This is a genomic window from Streptomyces camponoticapitis (genome assembly GCF_014646115.1).
GTDB classification, from domain to species: domain Bacteria; phylum Actinomycetota; class Actinomycetes; order Streptomycetales; family Streptomycetaceae; genus Streptomyces; species Streptomyces camponoticapitis.
Genome location: NZ_BMMV01000011.1, coordinates 22,694 through 41,613, shown reverse-complemented (window position 1 = coordinate 41,613; position 18,920 = coordinate 22,694). Strand labels below are relative to the sequence as shown.

Genomic DNA, 18,920 nt, shown 5'->3' with positions numbered 1-18,920 from the left:
CTGTCCCCTGTCTTCGGCACTGGGACGTCGTCCCGTACCGAACCGGGCACGACCGGGCGATCGTCTGAACCGGCGCCTCTACACGGAGCTTCCGGCCTCGCTCTCGGAAGCGTCCCGCGAATCGCTTCTGGCGGTGGCGCTCGCGGCGCTGGTCCACCGCTACACCGCTCTCGGCCGGGTCTCCATCGACAGGCTCGACGGCCCGTACAGGATCTCGGTCGAAATGGCCGATGACTCGTCGAGCACCGCCGATCTCGTCGAGAGCGTGGATGTCTCACCGCTCCCGGACCGCACCCACGGAGCCTTCGCCCTCTCGTTCGCCGGCGATTCCGGTGGTGCGGACGGCGAGACCCCGTACGAACTGGTCCTGTACGCCGGCATGGGTTCGCCGGGCATGACCCTCAGTTTCGACGCCGTCAGATTCGAGGACGGTTCCGTCGACCGGATCGCGGGCCACTTCAAGGTTCTGCTCGACCAGATGGCGAAAGCCCCGGACGCTCCCGTCTCACGGCTGAACATCCTCACGGCCGCGGAGGCCGACACCATGCTCCGCGTATGGAACGAGACGCGGACTCGTCTTACGGACGACATCTGCCTCCACCAGGCGTTCGAGGCACAGGCGGCGAAGAACCCCGACGCCCTGGCCGCCGTCTTCGGCGGGGACCCGTGGTCGTTCGACAAGGTGAACCGGCGGGCGAACGAACTGGCCCATCGCCTGATCGCCCTCGGAGTCCGGCCGGACAGCAGGGTCGGCATCCATCTGGAGAAGACGGCGGGCCTCCTGATCGCGATCCTGGCCGTCCTGAAGGCCGGCGGGGCGTACGTCCCACTGGATCCGCAGTACCCCCGGGACCGCCTCGCGCGGATGCTCCTCGGCACCAACTGCGAGGCGCTGATCACCGGTCGGACCCTCGAACGGATTCTTCCCGCACGGGCGCCTCACCAACTGGTGGTCGACGAGGTGTGGGGCCGGCCCGATCCCCTCTCCGAGAATCCCGTCACCGAGGTCCGCCCGGACAGTCTCTGCTATGTGATCCACACCTCGGGTTCCACCGGATCCCCGAAGCCGATCGCTCTCTGCCACCGTGGCGTGCTCAACAACATCGCCGACCTCAACGCGAGATACGGGGTGGGACCCGATGATTCGGTTCTCGCGCTGTCCTCACCGAGTTTCGACATGTCCGTGTACGAGTTCCTCGGTCTCACCATCGCCGGTGGCACGGTGGTCGTCCCCGATCCGGAGTCCGGCTACCACCCGGATTCCTGGCTGGATCTGGTTCACCGGCACCATGTCACCGTATGGAATTCGGCGCCTCCGCTGATGGAGCTGTTCCTCGATTTCGTCGAGATCACCGGTGATGCCCGCCCCCTCCCCCTGAGGCTCTCCCTGACCGGCGGAGACTGGGTGCCCGCGACGATGCCGGCACGGTTCCGGAAGGTCGCTCCCGGGCTCGAATTCGTAGCCCTGGGCGGTGCGACAGAAGCCTCGATCCACTCGACCGCCTTCGAGGCGGAAGAGTCCACGGAGTGGAGCGGCGGACACCTACCCTACGGCCGGCCCCTCGCCAACCAGCGGACGTTCATCCTCGACGACCGGATGATGCCTGTCCCGGTCGATGTCGCGGGAGAGCTCTATCTGGGGGGAGTTGGCCTGGCCCGGGGCTATCTCGACCGCCCTGTGGAGACGAGCGAGAGATTCGTCCAGTGGTCCTACGGCGAGCACCCCGCGCAACGTCTGTACCGCACGGGCGACATGGCGAGGTTCTCGCCCGACGGTCTGATCGAGATCCTCGGGCGAAAGGACTTCCAGGTCAAGATCAACGGGATGAGAGTGGAACTGGGGGAGATCGAGTCCACCATCGCCGCTCACCCGGGCGTCAGGCGTGCGGTGGTGGTGTCCAGGGTCGCGCCGAACGGTCATACGTCGCTGGCGGCGTACGTGACCGCCGAACCCGCCCTGGCGCCGGATCACGCGTCGGTCCTCGACTCGCTGCGCGCACGGCTTCCGAAGCACATGATCCCCTCCTCGATCGAGATCGTTGAATCGCTGCCCCTGAACGGGAACGGCAAGGTGGACCGTCTCGCGTTGAGTTCACCGACAAAGGAGGGCGTCCCCGCTCCGCGTGAACCGGCCGAACCGGCCGAACCGGACCGATCAGCCGGACCGGGCGGGCCGGCGGACGACGGGAAGTGGTATCGCCTGGTGATCGACGCGTGGCTGGACGTCCTGGGCGTCGACCACCTGGAGGGCCACGACAACTTCTTCGAGCACGGCGGGGATTCCATGAAGGCCATCAGAGGCATGGTCCGGATCGACCGACGGCTGCGGCTGTCGGACATCTACGAGTATCCGACGGCGACCGCTCTCGTGGCTCATCTGACCGCCGTCTACGGCGAGTGTCCGAGTTCCCCGTCCTAGAGTCGCCCGACCTCCGGAGTAGTCATGGCCGTCTATCTCGTGACCGGCGCCGCGGGTTTCATCGGCGCCAACTATGTGCACCGCCTGCTGGAGTGGGAGCCGTCGGACGCCGAAGTGATCGCGGTGGACTACCTGGGCTTCGCCGGAAATCACGCGAACCTGGCTCCCGTGTCCGAACGCATCGTCTTCGAGAAGGCCGACATCGCCGACCTGGAGACCATGCGGGCGATCTACCGGCGGTACCGTCCCGACTTCGTCGTGAACTTCGCGGCCGAGTCGCACAACGACCGCGCGATCCTGGAGCCGAGCGCGTTCATGCGGTCGAACGCGCTGGGGGCGCAGGTCATGGCCGAGTGCAGCCGGCGGGTGCCCGTCCGGTCCCATGTCCATGTGTCGACGATCGAGGTGTACGGCGAACTGGCCCCCGGGAACGAGTGGTTCACCGAGGGGTCCGCGCTGAACGCCAAGACGCCGTACAGCGCGGCGAAAGCGGCCGGCGATCAGATCGTGCGCGCCTACATGCGGACGTATCCGGACCTGAACATCCGGATGACCCACTGCGCCAACAACTACGGCCCGTACCAGTTGCCGGAGAAGCTGATTCCGCTGGCGGTGACCAACCTCCTGCGCGGTCGAAAGGTACCGGTGTACGGCGACGGGTCGCACAGCCGCGACTGGCTGCACGTGGCCGATCACTGCGCGGCGGTGCACCGGGTGCTCCATGCCGACCTGGAACCGATTCCGGCGCGGGCGGCCACGGAGCCGGAGCTGCTGCCGATCTTCGACATCTCGGCCCGCTGTGAGGTCGGCAATCTGGACATGGCGAGCCGCGTCATCACGATGCTCGACCTGGACCCGTCGGAGTGGATCGAGCACATTCCGGACCGGCCGAACCACGACCGCCGGTATCTGATCAGTCCGGAGAAGATCGAATCGGAGCTGGGCTGGCGGCCGGTGCACGACTTCGACGCCGGTATGGCCGAGACGGTCGCCTGGTATGTGGAGCATCGCGAATGGTGGGAGCAGATCATCGAGGAGAGGGGCGAACTCGGCTTCGACTGGGCCGGGGTGCGCGCCGCCGGGAGCGCGCCCTGACATGTTCGCCATGCCCGCAACTCGCCCCGCGGATAAGCCGGTCAGGCGTACGAAGGGCGGCGCGATACGGGCTGACGCCCGGCTCAAGAAGGCGAACAGACGCAGGTCACAAGGGATTTGAAGCGGGGACTCCTGCCTGAACCTTTACGTTTTATCACGGGCGGGATAGAGTGTACTCGCGACCACCCCGGGGCGACCGGGTGCAAGTACTGCAATTTTGAACGAAGTACCTCCACAGATGCGGTGAAGGGGGCGAGTGAGAATGCGGTCGGTTCCACCGAGGAACGAAGTCAAGATGTACCGACCGCAGGTGGAACCTTCCTCGCTGATACGTCTCCGGCAGGTTATCGAGTCCGGCTGGATCGGCCTCGGACCCGTCACCGGACAGTTCGAACAAGAGCTCGCCGTATCGGACTTGATCGGAAAGAATCCGGTCGCGGTCAATTCGGGCACCGCCGCCCTGCATCTCGCGCTCGTCGTGGCCGATGTGCCGAAGGGTAGCGCGGTAGTCGTTCCCGCCAATACGTTCGTATCGACGGCGGCCGTCGCGCTCCAGCATCAGTGCCGGGTGATTCTCGCCGACATCGAACGCGCCACGGGCAACGTCGACTTGGAATCGGTGCGGGAGATCCTGGACACGGAGCCGGACGTCAGCGCCGTCATCGCGGTCCACTACGCGGGGATCCCCTGCGACCTGGCCGGCCTGAGCGAGCTCTCCCACAGGTACGGGGTGACGGTCATCGAGGACTGCGCCCATGCCATCGGTTCGGTGTGGCAGGGCCGCCCGATGAGTGAGTCGCCGAACATCCAGGCGTATTCGTTCCACGCGACCAAGGCGCTCGCCATCGGTGAAGGGGGATGCGTCACCTTCCCCGATGCCGCCTCCGCGGAGCGGGCGAAGCGTCTGCGCAGACTCGGCATCGATATGAGCGCCCGATCCTGGGGAAATCCGTACGACATCCCCGAGCTCGGTTTCAAGTACAACATGGGCGATATCGCGGCGGCTGTCGGGCTGGCCCAGTTGGAAGGACTGCGGGAGAACCTTCGAAAGCGCCGGTCGAACCTGATTCGATACCGGGAACGGCTGGCCGATTCGCCGGTGGAACTCGTACGTGAATCCGGTGATTCCGACCGCTCCGGAGGTTTCGCCGTACCGATCCTGGTCAAGAATCGAGAACGGGTGAGGAAGGAACTCGATGCCGCCGGAATCGAGTCCGAAATCTACTTCAGGCCGCTGGGCGCATTTCCGATCGGTGCTACGCGTCCCACTCCCGTCGCCGAGCGCTTCGCCCAAGACGTCATCTGTCTCCCCATACATCCGCTGATCAGTCTCGACGAGATCGACTACGTCTGTGACCGGTTAAGCGAATGTGTGGCATGAATGCTGGCGCGCCAGGGACGATCCGTGAGATTCGGGAATCCAGAATGCAGACGATTGAATCCGTTCCGGAGTTACGCGCGGAGTGCCATCGCCGGCGTAGTTCGCTCACCGCACACGCACTCCCCGTTCCGCTGACCGGCCTCCGGGGCTGGTCGATGACGGAGGAGGGAGTCCTCGCCCACCGGACCGGCCGGTTCTTCCGGGTGGTCGGTGTACGAGATCTGTCGGACACGAATCACCCCTTCGAACAGCCGCTCATCGAGCAACACGAAGTCGGTGTGCTGTGTCTGTTCGTCACGCGGTTCGACGGCGGGTTCTACGGACTGATCACGTTCAAGTTCGAGCCGGGGACCCCGGACGGGATCGAGGTCGCGCCCACCGTCCAGGCCACCCGCAGCAACTACGAGGCCGCCCACGGCGGTAGGCGCGTTCCTGCCGTCGATCTCGCGCTGTCCGACGAAGTACCCACGCTGGCCGATGCCTTGCAGCGCGAGCAGGAGTCCTGGTTCCTCGGGAAGGTCAACCGCAACCGCATCATCCTGCTCGACGCGGACGACGCCGTAGACGTCGGCCGGACCGTCCCGGAGAGTCACTGGGTGCCGATGGCGGTCCTCCTGGCGGCGGCGCTGGAGAGCCGTCTGCTCAACATGGATCTGCGCTCGGTGCTGTCGATGTGGCCGCTGGAGGCCACCGCGTCCCAGGAGGGCCTCGGCCGGGTGACGACGGGACCGCGTCCGAGCGGAGAGGCACCGGACCCGGCCGGCTCGAATCCCGAGGTCGTACCGTTGAATCGGTTGGCGCGGTGGCAGGTCGCGGACAGCATCGAGCACCGCGAGCGCCGGTTCTTCGCCGTCGTGGGCTGCCGTGTCGAAGGGCAGGGCCGTGAAGTCGCTTCCTGGGACCAGCCGTTGCTCGCGCCGGTCGGTATGGGTCAGTGCACGCTGTTGGTCCGGTCCGGTCCCGACGGTCTCGACCTGCTCGTCGCGGAGAGAGTGCGGATCGGATCCGTCCGCGGCCCCAGTCTTGAGCCGCGGTTCCTGCGAGGCGACATCGCCGACTACGCGACGGCCGCCCGGCGGCGATCGATGGTCGCCGAGTCGTCGGGGCTCGTCCGCTGCCGCGACATCCACTCCGCGGTGCACGCCGAGGAAGGGGGACGGTTCCGCGGCGCCCTCGCCACCTACCAGTTGGGCCTGCTCGCCGACGGCTTCGACGAGGAGCCGGCCGACGGGTGGGTCTCCCTCAGCGAGATCGAGGAGCTGGATCAGCGCGGTGACCGGCTCAGCGTCGAGCTTCGCACCTGTCTGACGATGATCAAGGGCCTCATCACGATCGGAACGCTGAAGCCATGATCGCCGCGATCGGGAACTCCGCATACCTGGGCCGGCGGGTCGCTCCCCCGCTCCGGGAACTGAACGGCTCGGACGATCCCCTCGTCCTGGGCACCGATCACCCGCGCAAGGCCCGGTCCGCCGCAGGGCCGGAGCGGATCCAGATCACCGACCGCGCGACCGGCCGTCACTTCGACGACTGCCGCGCGGCGTTGGCCGCGGGGAAGCACGTTCTGGCGGAGAAGCCGGTGCCGCGCATCGTGGAGACCTCCGGGCCGGCCAACGACACGCGAGCGTGCCTCTCCGCGGGAATGACCCACCTGCGGGATTCGACGACCGCGGGGCTGGTCGACTTCCCGGCCATTCTGCGCCGAGTCGCCGCGCTGGAAACCATAATTTAGGCATTCCCGCGCACACCCATGTCTCTGGACCAAGGATCGACCACGGCCCGATGAGGGTCGGAAGGCGGTATGCAATGGGGACGACGAAGCCTGCGAAAGCAGGAGTCGCCGGAATCGTTCTGGTGGGAGGCACCGGATCACGACTGTTTCCGGCCACCCGTGTAGTCAACAAACATCTGCTCCCGGTCTACGACAGGCCGGCCATCGCATTCTCCATGGATGTGATGAGAGAGTGCGATGTCGATTCTCTGGTCATCGTCTGCAATGCCGCTGACGAAGAGATTTTCCAGACCATTCCCGCCTGGCTGGGGTATTCGGAGATCGACATCCGGACGGTGGTCCAGAAGGAACCGAACGGCATCGCGGGCGCGATCGCCTGCGCCAGGGACTGTCTGGAACCCGAGGGGTACGAGCGGATCGTCGTCTCGCTCGGTGACGCGCTCTATGTGTCCGGCTCGACCTGGTCACGGGAAATACTCAGGCCGGCCGACGCGACGGGATGCGCCGCTGTCGTCGCGGTCATCGAGCACCCCGATCCGAAGGACTTCGGGATCGTGGAGAGCACCGCGAGCGGGAGGGTCGTCCGGGTTCAGGAGAAGGCCGAGGTGCACGAGAGCAGCCAGGTGTGCACGGGGCTCTACTCCTTCGACGACTCGGTGTGGACGAGGCTTGAGGCGATCGTCCCGTCCAGCCGCGGCGAGTTGGAGATGACGTCTCTGCTGGAGTCGTACATCCATGACGGGGGCCTCACCTCGGTGACCGTGCCCGCGGAAGCCGGTTGGTTCGACATGGGGACACCCGACCGTCTGGTTGATGCCGCGGTCGCTCGCCGGCGACTGCTCGCGTAATTTCCGCCATACATCGGGAGAAAGAATTGACTCTCCAGCAGGAGAACACGGAAGCGTCGCCGGTCACTCTCGACCCCATTGTCATCCGGGACGCAACGGAAGCGGACCGCACGACCATTCAGGGGCTGCTGCACGGTTCGCTCAGAAGGAACTACGACGGTGACCACATCGCGCAGGCCGACAGAATCCTCGACGCGCACCTCGCCGGCGGCAGGGACCCCGTGGGCCACTTCTCGAAGACACAGCATGTCTATGTGGCCGAGGCGGGCGGCGAAGTGGTCGGCGTGATGAACATCGCCGAGAAGCGCCAGGGAACGATGAAGATCAGCCCTCTCATCGTCAGCCCCGACTTCCGGGGCTCCAACGGCGCCGGATCGGCGCTGCTGGCGAAGTCGGTCGAGGTCGCGAAGGCCCGCGGGATCCGACAGCTCTACGGGACCGTCGCCGAGCCGAGTTCCTGGATCGAGACTTTCTACTTGAACCGCGGCTGGACCTGCGGTTCGCAGTCGAACAGTCAGTACCGTCCCGGCGTCGTCGAGCACGCGATCTACTACACCGTCGACGGAGGGGATTCCGATACGACGGGACGGGAGCTTCTGAAGTTCGAGGAGTACTCGGCCTCGAAGTACGAACAGCTCCGAGGATTCCTCGCCTCCCGCATGGACGCCTTCGTCGACGGCCTGGACGAGGATTTCGTCCGCGCACTGGTCGCGGGGCACGAGAGGCGGCTCTCCCAGGAGGTGGAGTCCAAGTACAAGGAAATCTGTCTCGGATACGAGTCCGACGTACTGAGCTCCGTCGTCGCGTTCGGTCCCAAGAAGGGCGGGGCGGTCAAGCTGATGCCGTTGAGCGCGACATCGGAGAGCGCGTTGCGGGAGACCCTCAGATTCGCGCAGTCCTGGGCCCGGGGGCGTACTCACAAGCTGTACACGCATCAGCATGTGGATCCGGCGGTGGTGAGGGCCTTCCAGAGTGAGATGTGGACGCTCGAAGGGCTGCTCCCGGAGGCGTACTCCGCGGGAAAGGTGGCGGCCCAGTGGGGCTGGCTCGCCGGTGAGACCACTCATCTGGGCCGCGACTCCGACCGGTTGAAGGCGTACACCGAGCGCTTCCTCACCTTCGTCCGCGAGCGGGGCTGGGACCAGCTGGAGGAGGCACGCAGCCTCGCGATGGCGGTCGGCGGCGAGGCCGGCGAGCTGCTGGCCGAGCTCCAGTGGCTCAGCGAGCCCGAGATCGTGGAACTGCTGCGCACGGACAGTGAATTCAGGACCAAGCTGTCGTTCGAGGCGGCGGACATTCTCAACTATCTGATCCGGCTGGCGAGATACTGCGATTTCGATCTCGTCGAGGCGGCGGACAAGAAGCTGGCTGTCAATATCGACCGATTCCCGGTGGAGGAAGTTCACGGGCTGAAGGGGAAGAGATACAAGGCCGACCGCTGAGTCCGGAAAAGCCGATCCGTCGGATGAGGAGTCGAAGCCGGTGAACATTCTCTTCGTATGCAGCGTCTACCATCCGGTGACCGGGGGCGCGCAGGATCCTGTCGACCAGCTCGGCGGTGTGCTGGTCGCACAGGGCCATCATGTGGACGTACTGACACGGCACGTTCCCGACACCACCCCGAAGCAAGAGGTACGCAACGGAGTCCGTATCCACCGGGTCGCCAACCCGGTGCTCCCCTCCGACTTCAGAGAATTGACGGCGGAGCTCAAGGAGTTCGCCGGACGCGTCCGGAAGCCCGACGTCATTCACGTCGTCGGTCTGCGCCGGCCCCTTCCGATGATCGCGGAACTGCTTGCCTGTCTGTGGCGCGTACCGGTCATCCAGACCGTCGGCGGCTACGACATCCCCGACGCGGTCGATCCCGACCCGAGGCTCGTCTGGCTGACCGGACGGGACTTCGTCCTCCCCGCCATACGGCGGGCGGACCTGCTCAACGCGGCGTCCGACGATCTCGCCAGGCAGACCGAACTGCTGGTCGGGGAGAGGTCCCCGGTGCCGACGCTCTACGTGGGTATCGACCACGACCTGTTCAGCGGTGCGGTCCCGCACGCGGAGGCGGCCGCCCTGGGGCCCTATGTGCTGTCGCTGCGCCGCCTGGAGCCCGCGAAGTCCGTGGACCGGACGGTCGAGGCCGTGGGCCTGCTGCGGGACGAGATCCCGGAGCTCCATCTCGTCGTGGCCGGGGACGGCAGCGAGCGGTCCGCTCTGGAGGCCCAGGTCGAGCGGCTCGGTCTGACATCCCGGGTCCACTTCATCGGAGAGGTTCCGATCGAGGAGGCGGCCTCCTTGCTGAAGGGCGCGTTCGCGACCGTCGTGGCCTCGAGATCCGAGGGCGGCGGGCTGGTCAATGTCGAGGCCCAGGCAGCCGGCTGTCCGGTGATCGCGACCCGGGCCGGCGGTATCGGTGAGTACCTCGGAGGCGAGGCGGGCGCGCTGTACGTGGACGCACCGGACGGCCCGATGATCGCCCGGGCGATCCGGACCCTGTGGTTCGACCCGGATGCCAGGGAGCGGCTCGTCGCGGCGGCACGACCGCTGTCGGAGCGACTGTCGACACGTGCGCTGGCATCGGAGTACACGGCGGTCTACGCGGATCTCGTCGAGGCGTACCGGCCACGGGACTTCTCACCCTGGGACATGGTCACGGCCGCCCTGTGGGAGGAGTTCTCCCTCGCCTCGGGGAGGAGCCCCACGCTGGAGCACCCATGGCGAGCGCCGCAGGCGGTCGAGGATCTCGTGCTGTCGACAGCGGACGCCGAGTTCCGGGCGCTCGGCAGGGGGGCGAAGGCCTTCTACTACCTCGCCTGGTCCAGTGGTGTGCCGGTCGAGCAGCTGCGAAAGGTGTGCGAGTTCGTGCTGCGGGCCACCGACGAGATGCCCAAGGACACCGTTGCCGCCGGCCTGGAACACGCCGCGGACTGGGGCCGCTTCGACATCGAAAGCTGCCTCGGATACATCCGAAACTAGGAGACGCATGTCGAAGGGTTCTACGCCACCGGCCACCTCGGTCACGTCGAAGCGGTTCTACGACGCGTATTCACGCGGCTACTCCGCCTACCTCGAACGGCATGCCGGATACTTCCGGGCGGTCGAGAGAGTGCTGGCCGAGGCCGCAGGGGACCGGGAAGGTCTCGCGTTGCTGGACGTCGGCACCGGTACCGGCGAACGTCTCCAGCGCATCGTCACGGAGATCCGTCCCTCACGTGTCGTCGCCATCGACGAGAGTCCCGAGATGGCCGCCCTCGCGCGGAGGAACTGTCCCAGCGCCGAGGTGCTGGCGATTCCTCTGGCGGCGCCCCAGCTGCCGGCCGCGCTTTCGTCGACGTCCGATGCCTTGACCGTGGACGCCGCGAAGTCCGACGGGGCGAAGTTCGATCTGGTGACCTGTCTGTCGAACGTCCTGGGCCATGTCCCGCGGGCACAGCTGCTGACGGGACTGAAGCAGGTCAGGAGCCTGCTGAAACCGGGTGGTTCATTCGTCTTCGACGTCAACAACCGCTACAACGCCGTCAGTTACGGCCGGTTCAGAGCCGTCCGCAATCTCGTCAGGGATCGCTTACTGCCCGGCGGAGGGGATTTCACCACGGCGTACAGAAACGGCGACGAGGTGTTGCGGACCTCTGTCCATCTCTTCAGTCCGTCCGAAGTGGCCGGGCTGCTCGGGGAGTCCGGGTTCACGCTGACGTTCCTCGGCTTCCGGGACTACTCGACAGGGAGAGAACGGGGCCGATTCGGCGGCAGCATCGTAGCGAAGGCGGTCAACGCATGAGCATGTCCACCGCCCCCGGCCCAAGGGTGTTCCTCGCGGCGCCTTTCGGGAACTACATGCGGGGCGACGCGTTCCTGCCGGAGAAGAAGACGGAGATCCTGGGCTACCACACGCGGCTCTCCGAGCTGGGCGCGTCGGTCTTCAGCTCCCATGTCAACGAGGCCTGGGGCGCGGCGGGGCTGCCGCCCGAGGACTGTATGCGGGACGATCTCCGCGCGTTGCACGCGGCCGATTCCCTGTGCGCGCTCGTCGGTGACGAGCCCTCCGCCGGAGTGGCGTTCGAGCTCGGTTACGCGGCCTCGGTCCGCCGTCCCACCGTCCTGGTCACCTCTTCCTTCGGGTCCCTCTCCTCCATGATCCGAGGGATGGGCACCCTGCTCGAACTGGAGGTGATCGAGGGGGAATCGGGCAGCCGGGCGGTTCTGGAGAAGGCCTGTTCCGCGGCGTTCGATCTGGGCGCGGCACATCGCCGGGCGGATCGCTTCTGGGAGAGCGCCCAGGTGGAGCGCGCACTGAAGTTCCGCTCGCTGGGAGGAGAAGCGTGAGCGCGTCGAATCCGGCCGCCGGCGGTCTTCGGATCGGCGTCCTGGGCGTGAACTTCGGCTGGGGGCCGCACGCCGCGCTGGAGACCATCATCAGTGAGATCAGACGGACCGTGTCCGGGGAGTGCCGGGTCGTCGCCTTCGGGAGCGAGTACGGACGCTCCCTGATGGACAACGTGGTCGACGAATGGTGCGAGTTCGACGGGTCGGACTACGAGTCGCTGACACGGGCCGCCGCCGAGAAGAACCTGGATGTGGCTCTCGTAACGCTGGAGGGATTCGCCGCCCGCGCGTTCGAGGCGGCGGGGGTGAGAACCGTCTTCGTCGACCTGATGCCCTTCCTCTGGCACGGGGCCGACCTGGCCGTGCCCCCGCTGGAGGTGAGCCGGTACCTGGCCCTGCGGCTTCCCGGGCTGTCCCCCGAGACCCTCGGCTGGATGCGGAGCATCCACAATCTGACCTGGATCGGCGCGGTCGTTCCGTTGCGGCCGCCGGACACGGCGCGGGACAGCCAGGGGTACGCGGAGGGAAATCGGCGGGCGATCATCACTCTCGGCGGAATGCTCGGTCTGGCCACGCGGGACACCACCACCTATCCGGCGCTGGTGCTTCCGGGCGCCGTCGAGGCTCTGGTCGAATCCGGATTCACCAGCATCGTGATCGCCGGCAACACGTCTCGCGCGGCGCTGGACGCCGTCGTCGCGCCGTATCTGGGACAGGCGGAGTTCCGTCTCGGTCCGCTGACCCGTGCCGAGTACCGCGGCCGTATCGCGGAAAGCGCGCTGTGCCTCAGCCAGCCGGGGCTGATGAGCCTGTTGGAGGCCAGTTCGTGCGGGACGCCGTTGATCCGGCTGCCACCGCAGAACGTGTCCGGTTTCCAGCAGGCCGAGATCCACCGGATCGGGACCGGTGCGGACACCGGCGTGCGGTGGCCCAGCGAGGTCGTCGACGAAGAGGTGGTCACGCGGAAGGCGCGGGAGACCGAGGCGGCGGGGAACGACTATGTCTATGCGGCGATCGCGGACGGGCTGCGCCGGCGGCGGGAGACCACACGCCTCTTTGTCCGGACACAGTTGGAGAAGCTGATTCCGGAGTGTCTGGCGCTTCCCCCCGACATCTGGACCGGCCTGGTGGAGAAGGTGGGGACGGACGGCGCGAAAATGGCCGCGGAGGTCGTGCTCGACACGGCCGACGCCGTAGCCAGGGCTTGACGGGGCGTCGCGATGGCCAGGACCGTGATCATCTTCGGCGCCAGGGGATTCATCGGAAGACGGGTGGCCGCGGCGCTGACGGCGGACGGGTGGCGCTGTATCGGAGTGGATCGGTACGGGCGTACGACGGGTGGTGTCGGGGACATCAACGGCCCCTACTTCTCCGGGAGCGACTGGTCGCCCGTCGCGCTGCCGCGCTTCCTGCGGCGCTGTGGCCCCGCCGCGGTCGTCAATGCCGTCGGTGCCTCATGGTCCACCGATCCCGCTGTGCTCCGACGGGACAACGTCCTCTGGCCATGCCGTCTCGGCGAAGCGTGTGAAGTGTCGGGGTCGACGGAATCCATCCTTCATATCGGTTCGTCGCATGAATACGGGGCCACCGCCCCGGGCGTACCGGTGAGCGAATCGAGCGGCCTGGCTCCGGTGACCGAGTACGGCAGGTCGAAGACGGCGGGAGCCTCTTACCTGATTCGCGCGGCCTGTCGCATGAACAGTCCGGCGACGGTGGTGCGCGCGTTCAATGTGATCGGTCCGGGTCACGGCACGCACGGAATCTGGGCATTGGCGGTGGGGCTCTACCGGGCGGCGGCGGAGGCGGGGGCGGACCGGGTGGTGGCCAATGTCCCTTATCCGGAAACGGCACGAGACCTGGTCGACGTCCGGGATGTGGCCCGGCTGGTGTGCCTGGCCGCAGGAAGAGGCTCGGGAGCGTCGGTGGCGACCTACAACGCGGGGTCCGGGACCGCGACAAGCATCAGACAGCTCTTCGACGCTTTCACCGAGCAGACCGGGATTCCCTATCGCTTCGTACGGAGTCCCGTCGATCTGCGCATCGGATCGGCATGGCAGCGCGCCGATGTCTCACACGCGGAATCACGCCTCGGCTGGATGAGGAACTTCACCCTCGCCGACTCCATCCGTGCCTGCCTCGCCCTCGATGAACCGGCCGCGACCGCACTCGTCTGACTCGGCCGTACCACGGCACACCCACGGAACCCGGGAGACCCATGCATACCCATACCTCGATTCTGGCCGCGCGGCTGGCGGACCGGGGCGGCTGGACGGACACCGCGGCGGTCACGGACGAACAGACGGGTGAGACCTACCGGCACAGGGATGTCCACACCCTGGCCGGGGATCTCGCCGCCGAATTACTCGATCACGGCATCCGCGCGGGTGATCACGTCGGGCTTCTGGTGGGTGACCGGCCGGCGTGGATGCCGGCGTTCCTCGCCCTCCATGCCGTGGGCGCCGTTCCCCTGGTCGTGAATCCGGATCTGGACGAGCACATCCGGTCGAGGATGCTGCGAATCCTGCCCACGGAGTTCGTGATCTCCTGTCAGGACGACTCGCTGAAAATCGATCGATTCGGAGCTCGGCAGCCGGCCGGGCGCGATGTCCCTGCGGACGGACACGCGGCCTCCCGCTACTACCTCTACAGCTCGGGTACCACCGGAGATCCCAAAGCCGTGGCACATACGAGCACGGATCTCGCTGTCTTTTACGAAGCGGTCTGCGGCCCGAACGGTCTGGACATCGATGCGACGGACACGATCGTCTCGCTCTCCCAATACTATTTCACCTACGGATTCAACAATCAGTTCGTCTATCCGCTCTTCAGCGGTGCCTCGGTCGTACTGAACAGCCGTCGCAGAAACGAGGAGGAGTTCGCCGACTCGCTGCACCGGCACGGCGCCACCGTGGCGTTCTCCGTGCCGTCGGCACTCGCCAAGCTGGCCGACCACATCGAGAGTTCACCCGTCGAGCGCCCCGCGTCCCTCCGGGCGATCGTCTCCGCCGGCGAGCCACTGCCCGAGTCGGTCGCGGCCCGGATGGAGGACCTCTGGCAGGTCCCGGTGCTGGATCAGATCGGCTCCACGGAGGTGGGCAACGCCTTCTGCGCGAACGGAACGAGGCGCCGGGCGGCAGGTACCGCCGGTCTCGTCTGCCCCGGTTACCAGGTGGAGCTCCGGACCGGCTCGGACGCCCTCCCGCGGGTGGCGGGACCGGCGCGGAAGGCCGGCGCGGTGTGGGTGTCCGGTCCGACCATTCCTGAGACCGCGGTCACCGCGAAAGGTCCGACACAACTGCTCGTCGACGGCTGGCTGGAGACGAAGGACTACGGGTACTGGGCCGACAACGGTGGTCTCGTGGTGGTCGGCCGAACAGACGACTTCCTCCATGTCGGGGGAATCTCCCTGTCGGCGGTGGAGATAGAGGCGGCCATCAGGGACTGTGCGGGCGTCGAGGACTGCGCCGTGGTCGCTCCGGTGGTCAACGGTGTTTCCACACTCACCGCGCTCGTGGAGCTCGACGAATCGATCAGGGAGACCGAGGAGTTCTTCACCGGTCTCCGGTCGCACCTTCGCCGAGAGCTGGAACCCTTCCGAGTACCGAAACAGTGGACACCGGTCCCGGGAATCCCCCGAACCGCCAGCGGAAAGATCATGAGACACAGACTGATCATGTCTCTCGACGGAGCACCACCGGGAATGATCAAATGATCCGTATCCTCCTCATCGACAACTACGATTCCTTCACCCACAACATCTGGATGTATCTGAGCGAGATCGCGGATGTCGAATGCGTGGTCGTCAAGAATGACGATCCGATGGCGTCGTTCTCGTTCGCGGACTTCGACGGCATCGTGATCTCACCCGGCCCCGGAAGTCCTGACGTACCCGCCGACGTGGGCATATCCAGGACCGTCGTGACGGCGACGGACAAGCCGATTCTCGGAGTCTGCCTCGGGCACCAGATCATCGGCAGCGTCTTCGGGGCGAAGGTCGGGCCCGCGCCGAAGATAATGCACGGGAGGACTTCCCGGGTGCGTCACAACGGTGACCGGCTGTTCCGTGGCATGACCGAGGTGTTCACCGCCGTACGGTACAACTCGCTGGCCGTGACGGATGTCGGGGCGCCGCTGGAGCTCATCGCCGAGGACGAGGACGGCATCGCGATGGCGATCCGCCACGGAGACCGGCCGGTATGGGGAGTCCAGTTTCATCCCGAGTCGATTCTCACCGAGGACGGAAAGGTCCTCCTGAGCAATTTCGTCGGGATCGTGGGCGAGAACAAGGCGTCGTCGTCCGGTCACCTGGCCCTGAGCGGCACGATCGACTGCGGTTGGGTGTGTCTGTCGGGAGAGGTCGACGGCCGGTCGCTGTTCGAGGAGTTCTGCGGCTCGTCGACGGAGTCCTTCTGGCTGGACAGCTCCGACACCGACCAGGGCCGGTTCTCCATCATGGGAGGCATGCCGGGCGCCCGCTCGACAACGGTGAGTTACCGGGTGGCCGACCGCCGCGTCACGGTGACCGAGCCCGACGGCTCGGTACGGTACGTGGACTCCGATGTGTTCACCTTCCTCAAGGAGCGGCAGTGCGCCGTCCGCACGGACCGGGAGGAGTTACTGCCCTTCGAGTTCCGCCCCGGCTTCGTCGGGTATTTCGGGTACGAGTTGAGGGCGGACACCGAGAGAATGGCCATCTCCCGGCATTCGCACCTCCCCGATGCCCGATTCCTGCTCACCGATCGCTATGTGGTCGTCGACCATCGAGAGCATCGCGTCTATCTGCTGTTCGCGTCCGGGCGCGGCCTGGGGAACGGCGCCGACGCGCGGGCATGGTTCGAGAAAGCCTCCCGGGCGGTGTCGCGCGCGATGTCGGCCCCTCCTCGCGACATCGCCCCGGCGTCCCGGGCGTATCCGAGGGACGTTGTCTTCCGGGACAGCAAGAGGTCGTATCTGGAGAAGATCCTCCGATGTCAGTCCTACCTCACCAGCGGTGACTCCTACGAACTCTGTCTGACCAACACCGCCTCGGTGGCCGGCTCCCTCGATGCCGTCGCGACCTACGCGCGTCTTCGGGCCGCCAGCCCGGTCCCCTACGGCGCGTTCCTGCGGACACCGGGCTTCTCCGTGCTGTCCGCCTCGCCCGAGAGGTTCATGACCATCACCGGTGATCGGCTCGTGCGCGTGAGCCCGATCAAGGGCACCCGTCGGCGCGGTGCGACCGAGGACGAGGACTCGGCACTGAAGCGGGAGCTCGCGACCGACGAGAAGGAGATCGCCGAGAATCTGATGATCGTCGATCTGATGCGGAACGATCTCAGTCGCGTCTCCGAGGTCGGATCCGTCCGTCCCGTGGAGTTGTTCGGTGTCCACACCTTCGCGTCGGTGCATCAGATGGTGAGCACCATCGAATCGAGACTGCGGCAGGATGTCGCGGCGGTGGACTGCATCCGCCGGTCGTTTCCGCCCGGCTCGATGACGGGGGCTCCGAAGCTGCGCAGCATGGAGATTCTGGCCGGTCTGGAGGAGGAGCCCAGAGGCGTCTATTCGGGCGTGCTCGGTTGGGTGTCCCTGGACGGGCGCGCCGACCTGAGTGTGGTGATCAGAACTCTTGTCGTCGAGGAGAACTCCGCGTCGTTCGGGGTCGGCGGCGCGATCACCTTGATGTCGGACCCGGAAGCGGAGTACGTCGAGACGCTGGTGAAGGCGACCGCCCCGACGTCCGCCTTCGGGGGATGCCTCGATTGATGCCGTACGTCCGAGACAGCCATGGGTGAGCGATCAGGAGGCAGTGTGTCCACGGACATCAACAAGGAACAGATTCTGGAGCTCACCCGCAAATACCATCAAACCCGGGCCGCCACGGAGTTCGTACCCGGCGTCACTCCCATCTGGCCTTCCGGTGCGGCGCTCGACGAGGACGACCGGGTGGCACTGGTGACCGCCGCGCTGGACATGCGCATCGCGGCCGGGGTCAGCGCGCAGAAGTTCGAGCGCGGTCTGGCGAATTTCTTCGGGCTGCGGAAGGCGCATCTGACGAACTCGGGTTCGTCCGCGAACCTCCTGGCGGTGTCGGCGCTGACCTCCCGGACGCTCGGCGAGCGGCGGCTGCGCCCCGGGGACGAGGTCATCACGGTGGCCGCGGGCTTTCCGACCACGGTGAATCCGATCGTCCAGAACGGCTTGATCCCCGTATTCGTCGATGTCGAACTGGGCACGTACAACACCACGGTCGACCGGGTGGCAGCCGCGGTCTCACCACGTACGCGCGCGATCGCGCTGGCCCATACGCTGGCAAATCCCTACCAGGTCGCGGAGATGGCCGAACTCGCGGAGCGGCACGGCCTCTTTCTGATCGAGGACAACTGCGACGCCGTGGGCTCGACCTATCAGGGACAACTCACCGGTACCTTCGGTCACTTCGCCACGGTCAGCTTCTACCCCGCCCATCACATCACCACGGGCGAAGGCGGTTGCGTGCTGACCGACGACCTGAGGCTGGCACGGCTCGTGGAGCAACTGCGCGACTGGGGGCGGGACTGCTGGTGCGAGCCCGGCCAGGACAATACGTGCTTCAAGCGTTTCGATTACCAGCTCGGCACCCTCCCGCATGGCTACGACCACAAATACATCTTCTCCGAGATCGGCTACAACCTGAAGACGACGGATCTACAGGCGGCGCTCGGCGTGAGCCAGCTCGGGAAGGTTTCGGAATTCGGTGAGATCCGGCGCCGGAACTGGAATCAACTGCGCCGGTCGCTCGACGGATTGCCGGGACTGCTGTTGCCGGAGCCGACTCCGGGCAGCGATCCGAGCTGGTTCGGATTCGTTCTGACGGTACTGACGGAAGCGCCCTTCACCAGGCAGGAGTTGGTGGCATTCCTGGAGGAGCGGCGTATCGGCACCCGCCGGCTTTTCGGCGGCAATCTCACCCGTCACCCCGCCTACATCGGGCGGGACCACCGGATTTCCGGCGGGCTGGCCAACACCGACACCATTACCGACAACACCTTCTGGGTGGGGGTCTATCCCGGCCTGAGCCCCGCGATGATCGAGTATATGGCCGAAACCATCACCGAGTTCGTACTCCGGCGCGGTCGCGGTGCGGTGTGAAATCCACGATCCTGTTAT

At 66.4% G+C, this 18,920-nt stretch carries 15 protein-coding genes; all 15 read left to right on the top strand.

Translation table 11 applies throughout. The features are described from left to right. Window positions 1-133 precede the first annotated feature (133 nt). The gene (locus IEY79_RS18270; RefSeq protein WP_189108584.1) at window positions 134-2,419 is read left to right on the top strand and encodes a non-ribosomal peptide synthetase; all 2,286 of its coding nucleotides are present in this window, start codon (window positions 134-136) and stop codon (window positions 2,417-2,419) included. Window positions 2,420-2,443: 24 nt separating this feature from the next. Continuing rightward, window positions 2,444-3,514 (top strand): dTDP-glucose 4,6-dehydratase, encoded by a 1,071-nt coding sequence (locus IEY79_RS18265; RefSeq protein WP_189108583.1) that lies wholly within the window; start codon window positions 2,444-2,446, stop codon window positions 3,512-3,514. Between the two features lie 295 nt (window positions 3,515-3,809). Continuing rightward, complete coding sequence (locus tag IEY79_RS18260; RefSeq protein WP_189108582.1) at window positions 3,810-4,895, top strand: DegT/DnrJ/EryC1/StrS family aminotransferase; 1,086 nt, start codon at window positions 3,810-3,812, stop codon at window positions 4,893-4,895. Next, a complete protein-coding gene (locus tag IEY79_RS18255) occupies window positions 4,883-6,247 on the top strand; it encodes an NDP-hexose 2,3-dehydratase family protein (RefSeq protein WP_308426677.1) in 1,365 nt (454 codons plus the stop codon). Before IEY79_RS18260 ends, IEY79_RS18255 begins: the two co-directional genes overlap by 13 nt. Next, complete coding sequence (locus tag IEY79_RS18250) at window positions 6,244-6,627, top strand: hypothetical protein (protein WP_189108580.1); 384 nt, start codon at window positions 6,244-6,246, stop codon at window positions 6,625-6,627. Before IEY79_RS18255 ends, IEY79_RS18250 begins: the two co-directional genes overlap by 4 nt. A gap of 50 nt (window positions 6,628-6,677) precedes the next feature. After that, window positions 6,678-7,475 (top strand): sugar phosphate nucleotidyltransferase, encoded by a 798-nt coding sequence (locus IEY79_RS18245; RefSeq protein ID WP_308426676.1) that lies wholly within the window; start codon window positions 6,678-6,680, stop codon window positions 7,473-7,475. 26 nt (window positions 7,476-7,501) lie between these two features. Next, a complete protein-coding gene (locus IEY79_RS18240) occupies window positions 7,502-8,917 on the top strand; it encodes a GNAT family N-acetyltransferase (RefSeq protein ID WP_189108578.1) in 1,416 nt (471 codons plus the stop codon). Window positions 8,918-8,957: 40 nt separating this feature from the next. Next, window positions 8,958-10,445, top strand: a complete 1,488-nt coding sequence (locus IEY79_RS18235) for a glycosyltransferase family 4 protein (protein ID WP_189108577.1) — start codon at window positions 8,958-8,960, stop codon at window positions 10,443-10,445. Between the two features lie 7 nt (window positions 10,446-10,452). Beyond that, complete coding sequence (locus IEY79_RS18230) at window positions 10,453-11,247, top strand: class I SAM-dependent methyltransferase (RefSeq protein WP_189108576.1); 795 nt, start codon at window positions 10,453-10,455, stop codon at window positions 11,245-11,247. After that, the gene (locus IEY79_RS18225; protein ID WP_189108575.1) at window positions 11,244-11,792 is read left to right on the top strand and encodes a nucleoside 2-deoxyribosyltransferase; all 549 of its coding nucleotides are present in this window, start codon (window positions 11,244-11,246) and stop codon (window positions 11,790-11,792) included. Before IEY79_RS18230 ends, IEY79_RS18225 begins: the two co-directional genes overlap by 4 nt. Continuing rightward, complete coding sequence (locus tag IEY79_RS18220; protein ID WP_189108574.1) at window positions 11,789-13,000, top strand: hypothetical protein; 1,212 nt, start codon at window positions 11,789-11,791, stop codon at window positions 12,998-13,000. The genes IEY79_RS18225 and IEY79_RS18220 overlap by 4 nt, the downstream gene beginning before the upstream one ends. Before the next feature lie 12 nt (window positions 13,001-13,012). Next, window positions 13,013-13,966, top strand: coding sequence for an NAD-dependent epimerase/dehydratase family protein (locus IEY79_RS18215; RefSeq protein WP_189108573.1), 954 nt, complete (start codon window positions 13,013-13,015; stop codon window positions 13,964-13,966). Between the two features lie 41 nt (window positions 13,967-14,007). Next, window positions 14,008-15,504, top strand: coding sequence for a class I adenylate-forming enzyme family protein (locus tag IEY79_RS18210; RefSeq protein WP_189108572.1), 1,497 nt, complete (start codon window positions 14,008-14,010; stop codon window positions 15,502-15,504). Then, window positions 15,501-17,537 carry an aminodeoxychorismate synthase component I gene (gene pabB / locus IEY79_RS18205; protein ID WP_189108571.1) on the top strand — a complete coding sequence of 679 codons (2,037 nt, stop codon included), beginning with the start codon at window positions 15,501-15,503 and terminating at the stop codon, window positions 17,535-17,537. Before IEY79_RS18210 ends, pabB begins: the two co-directional genes overlap by 4 nt. Window positions 17,538-17,558: 21 nt before the next feature. Then, entirely contained in the window at window positions 17,559-18,902 is a 1,344-nt protein-coding gene (rfbH, locus tag IEY79_RS18200) for a lipopolysaccharide biosynthesis protein RfbH (RefSeq protein ID WP_189108570.1), read from the top strand. The last annotated feature ends 18 nt before the right edge of the window (window positions 18,903-18,920 follow it).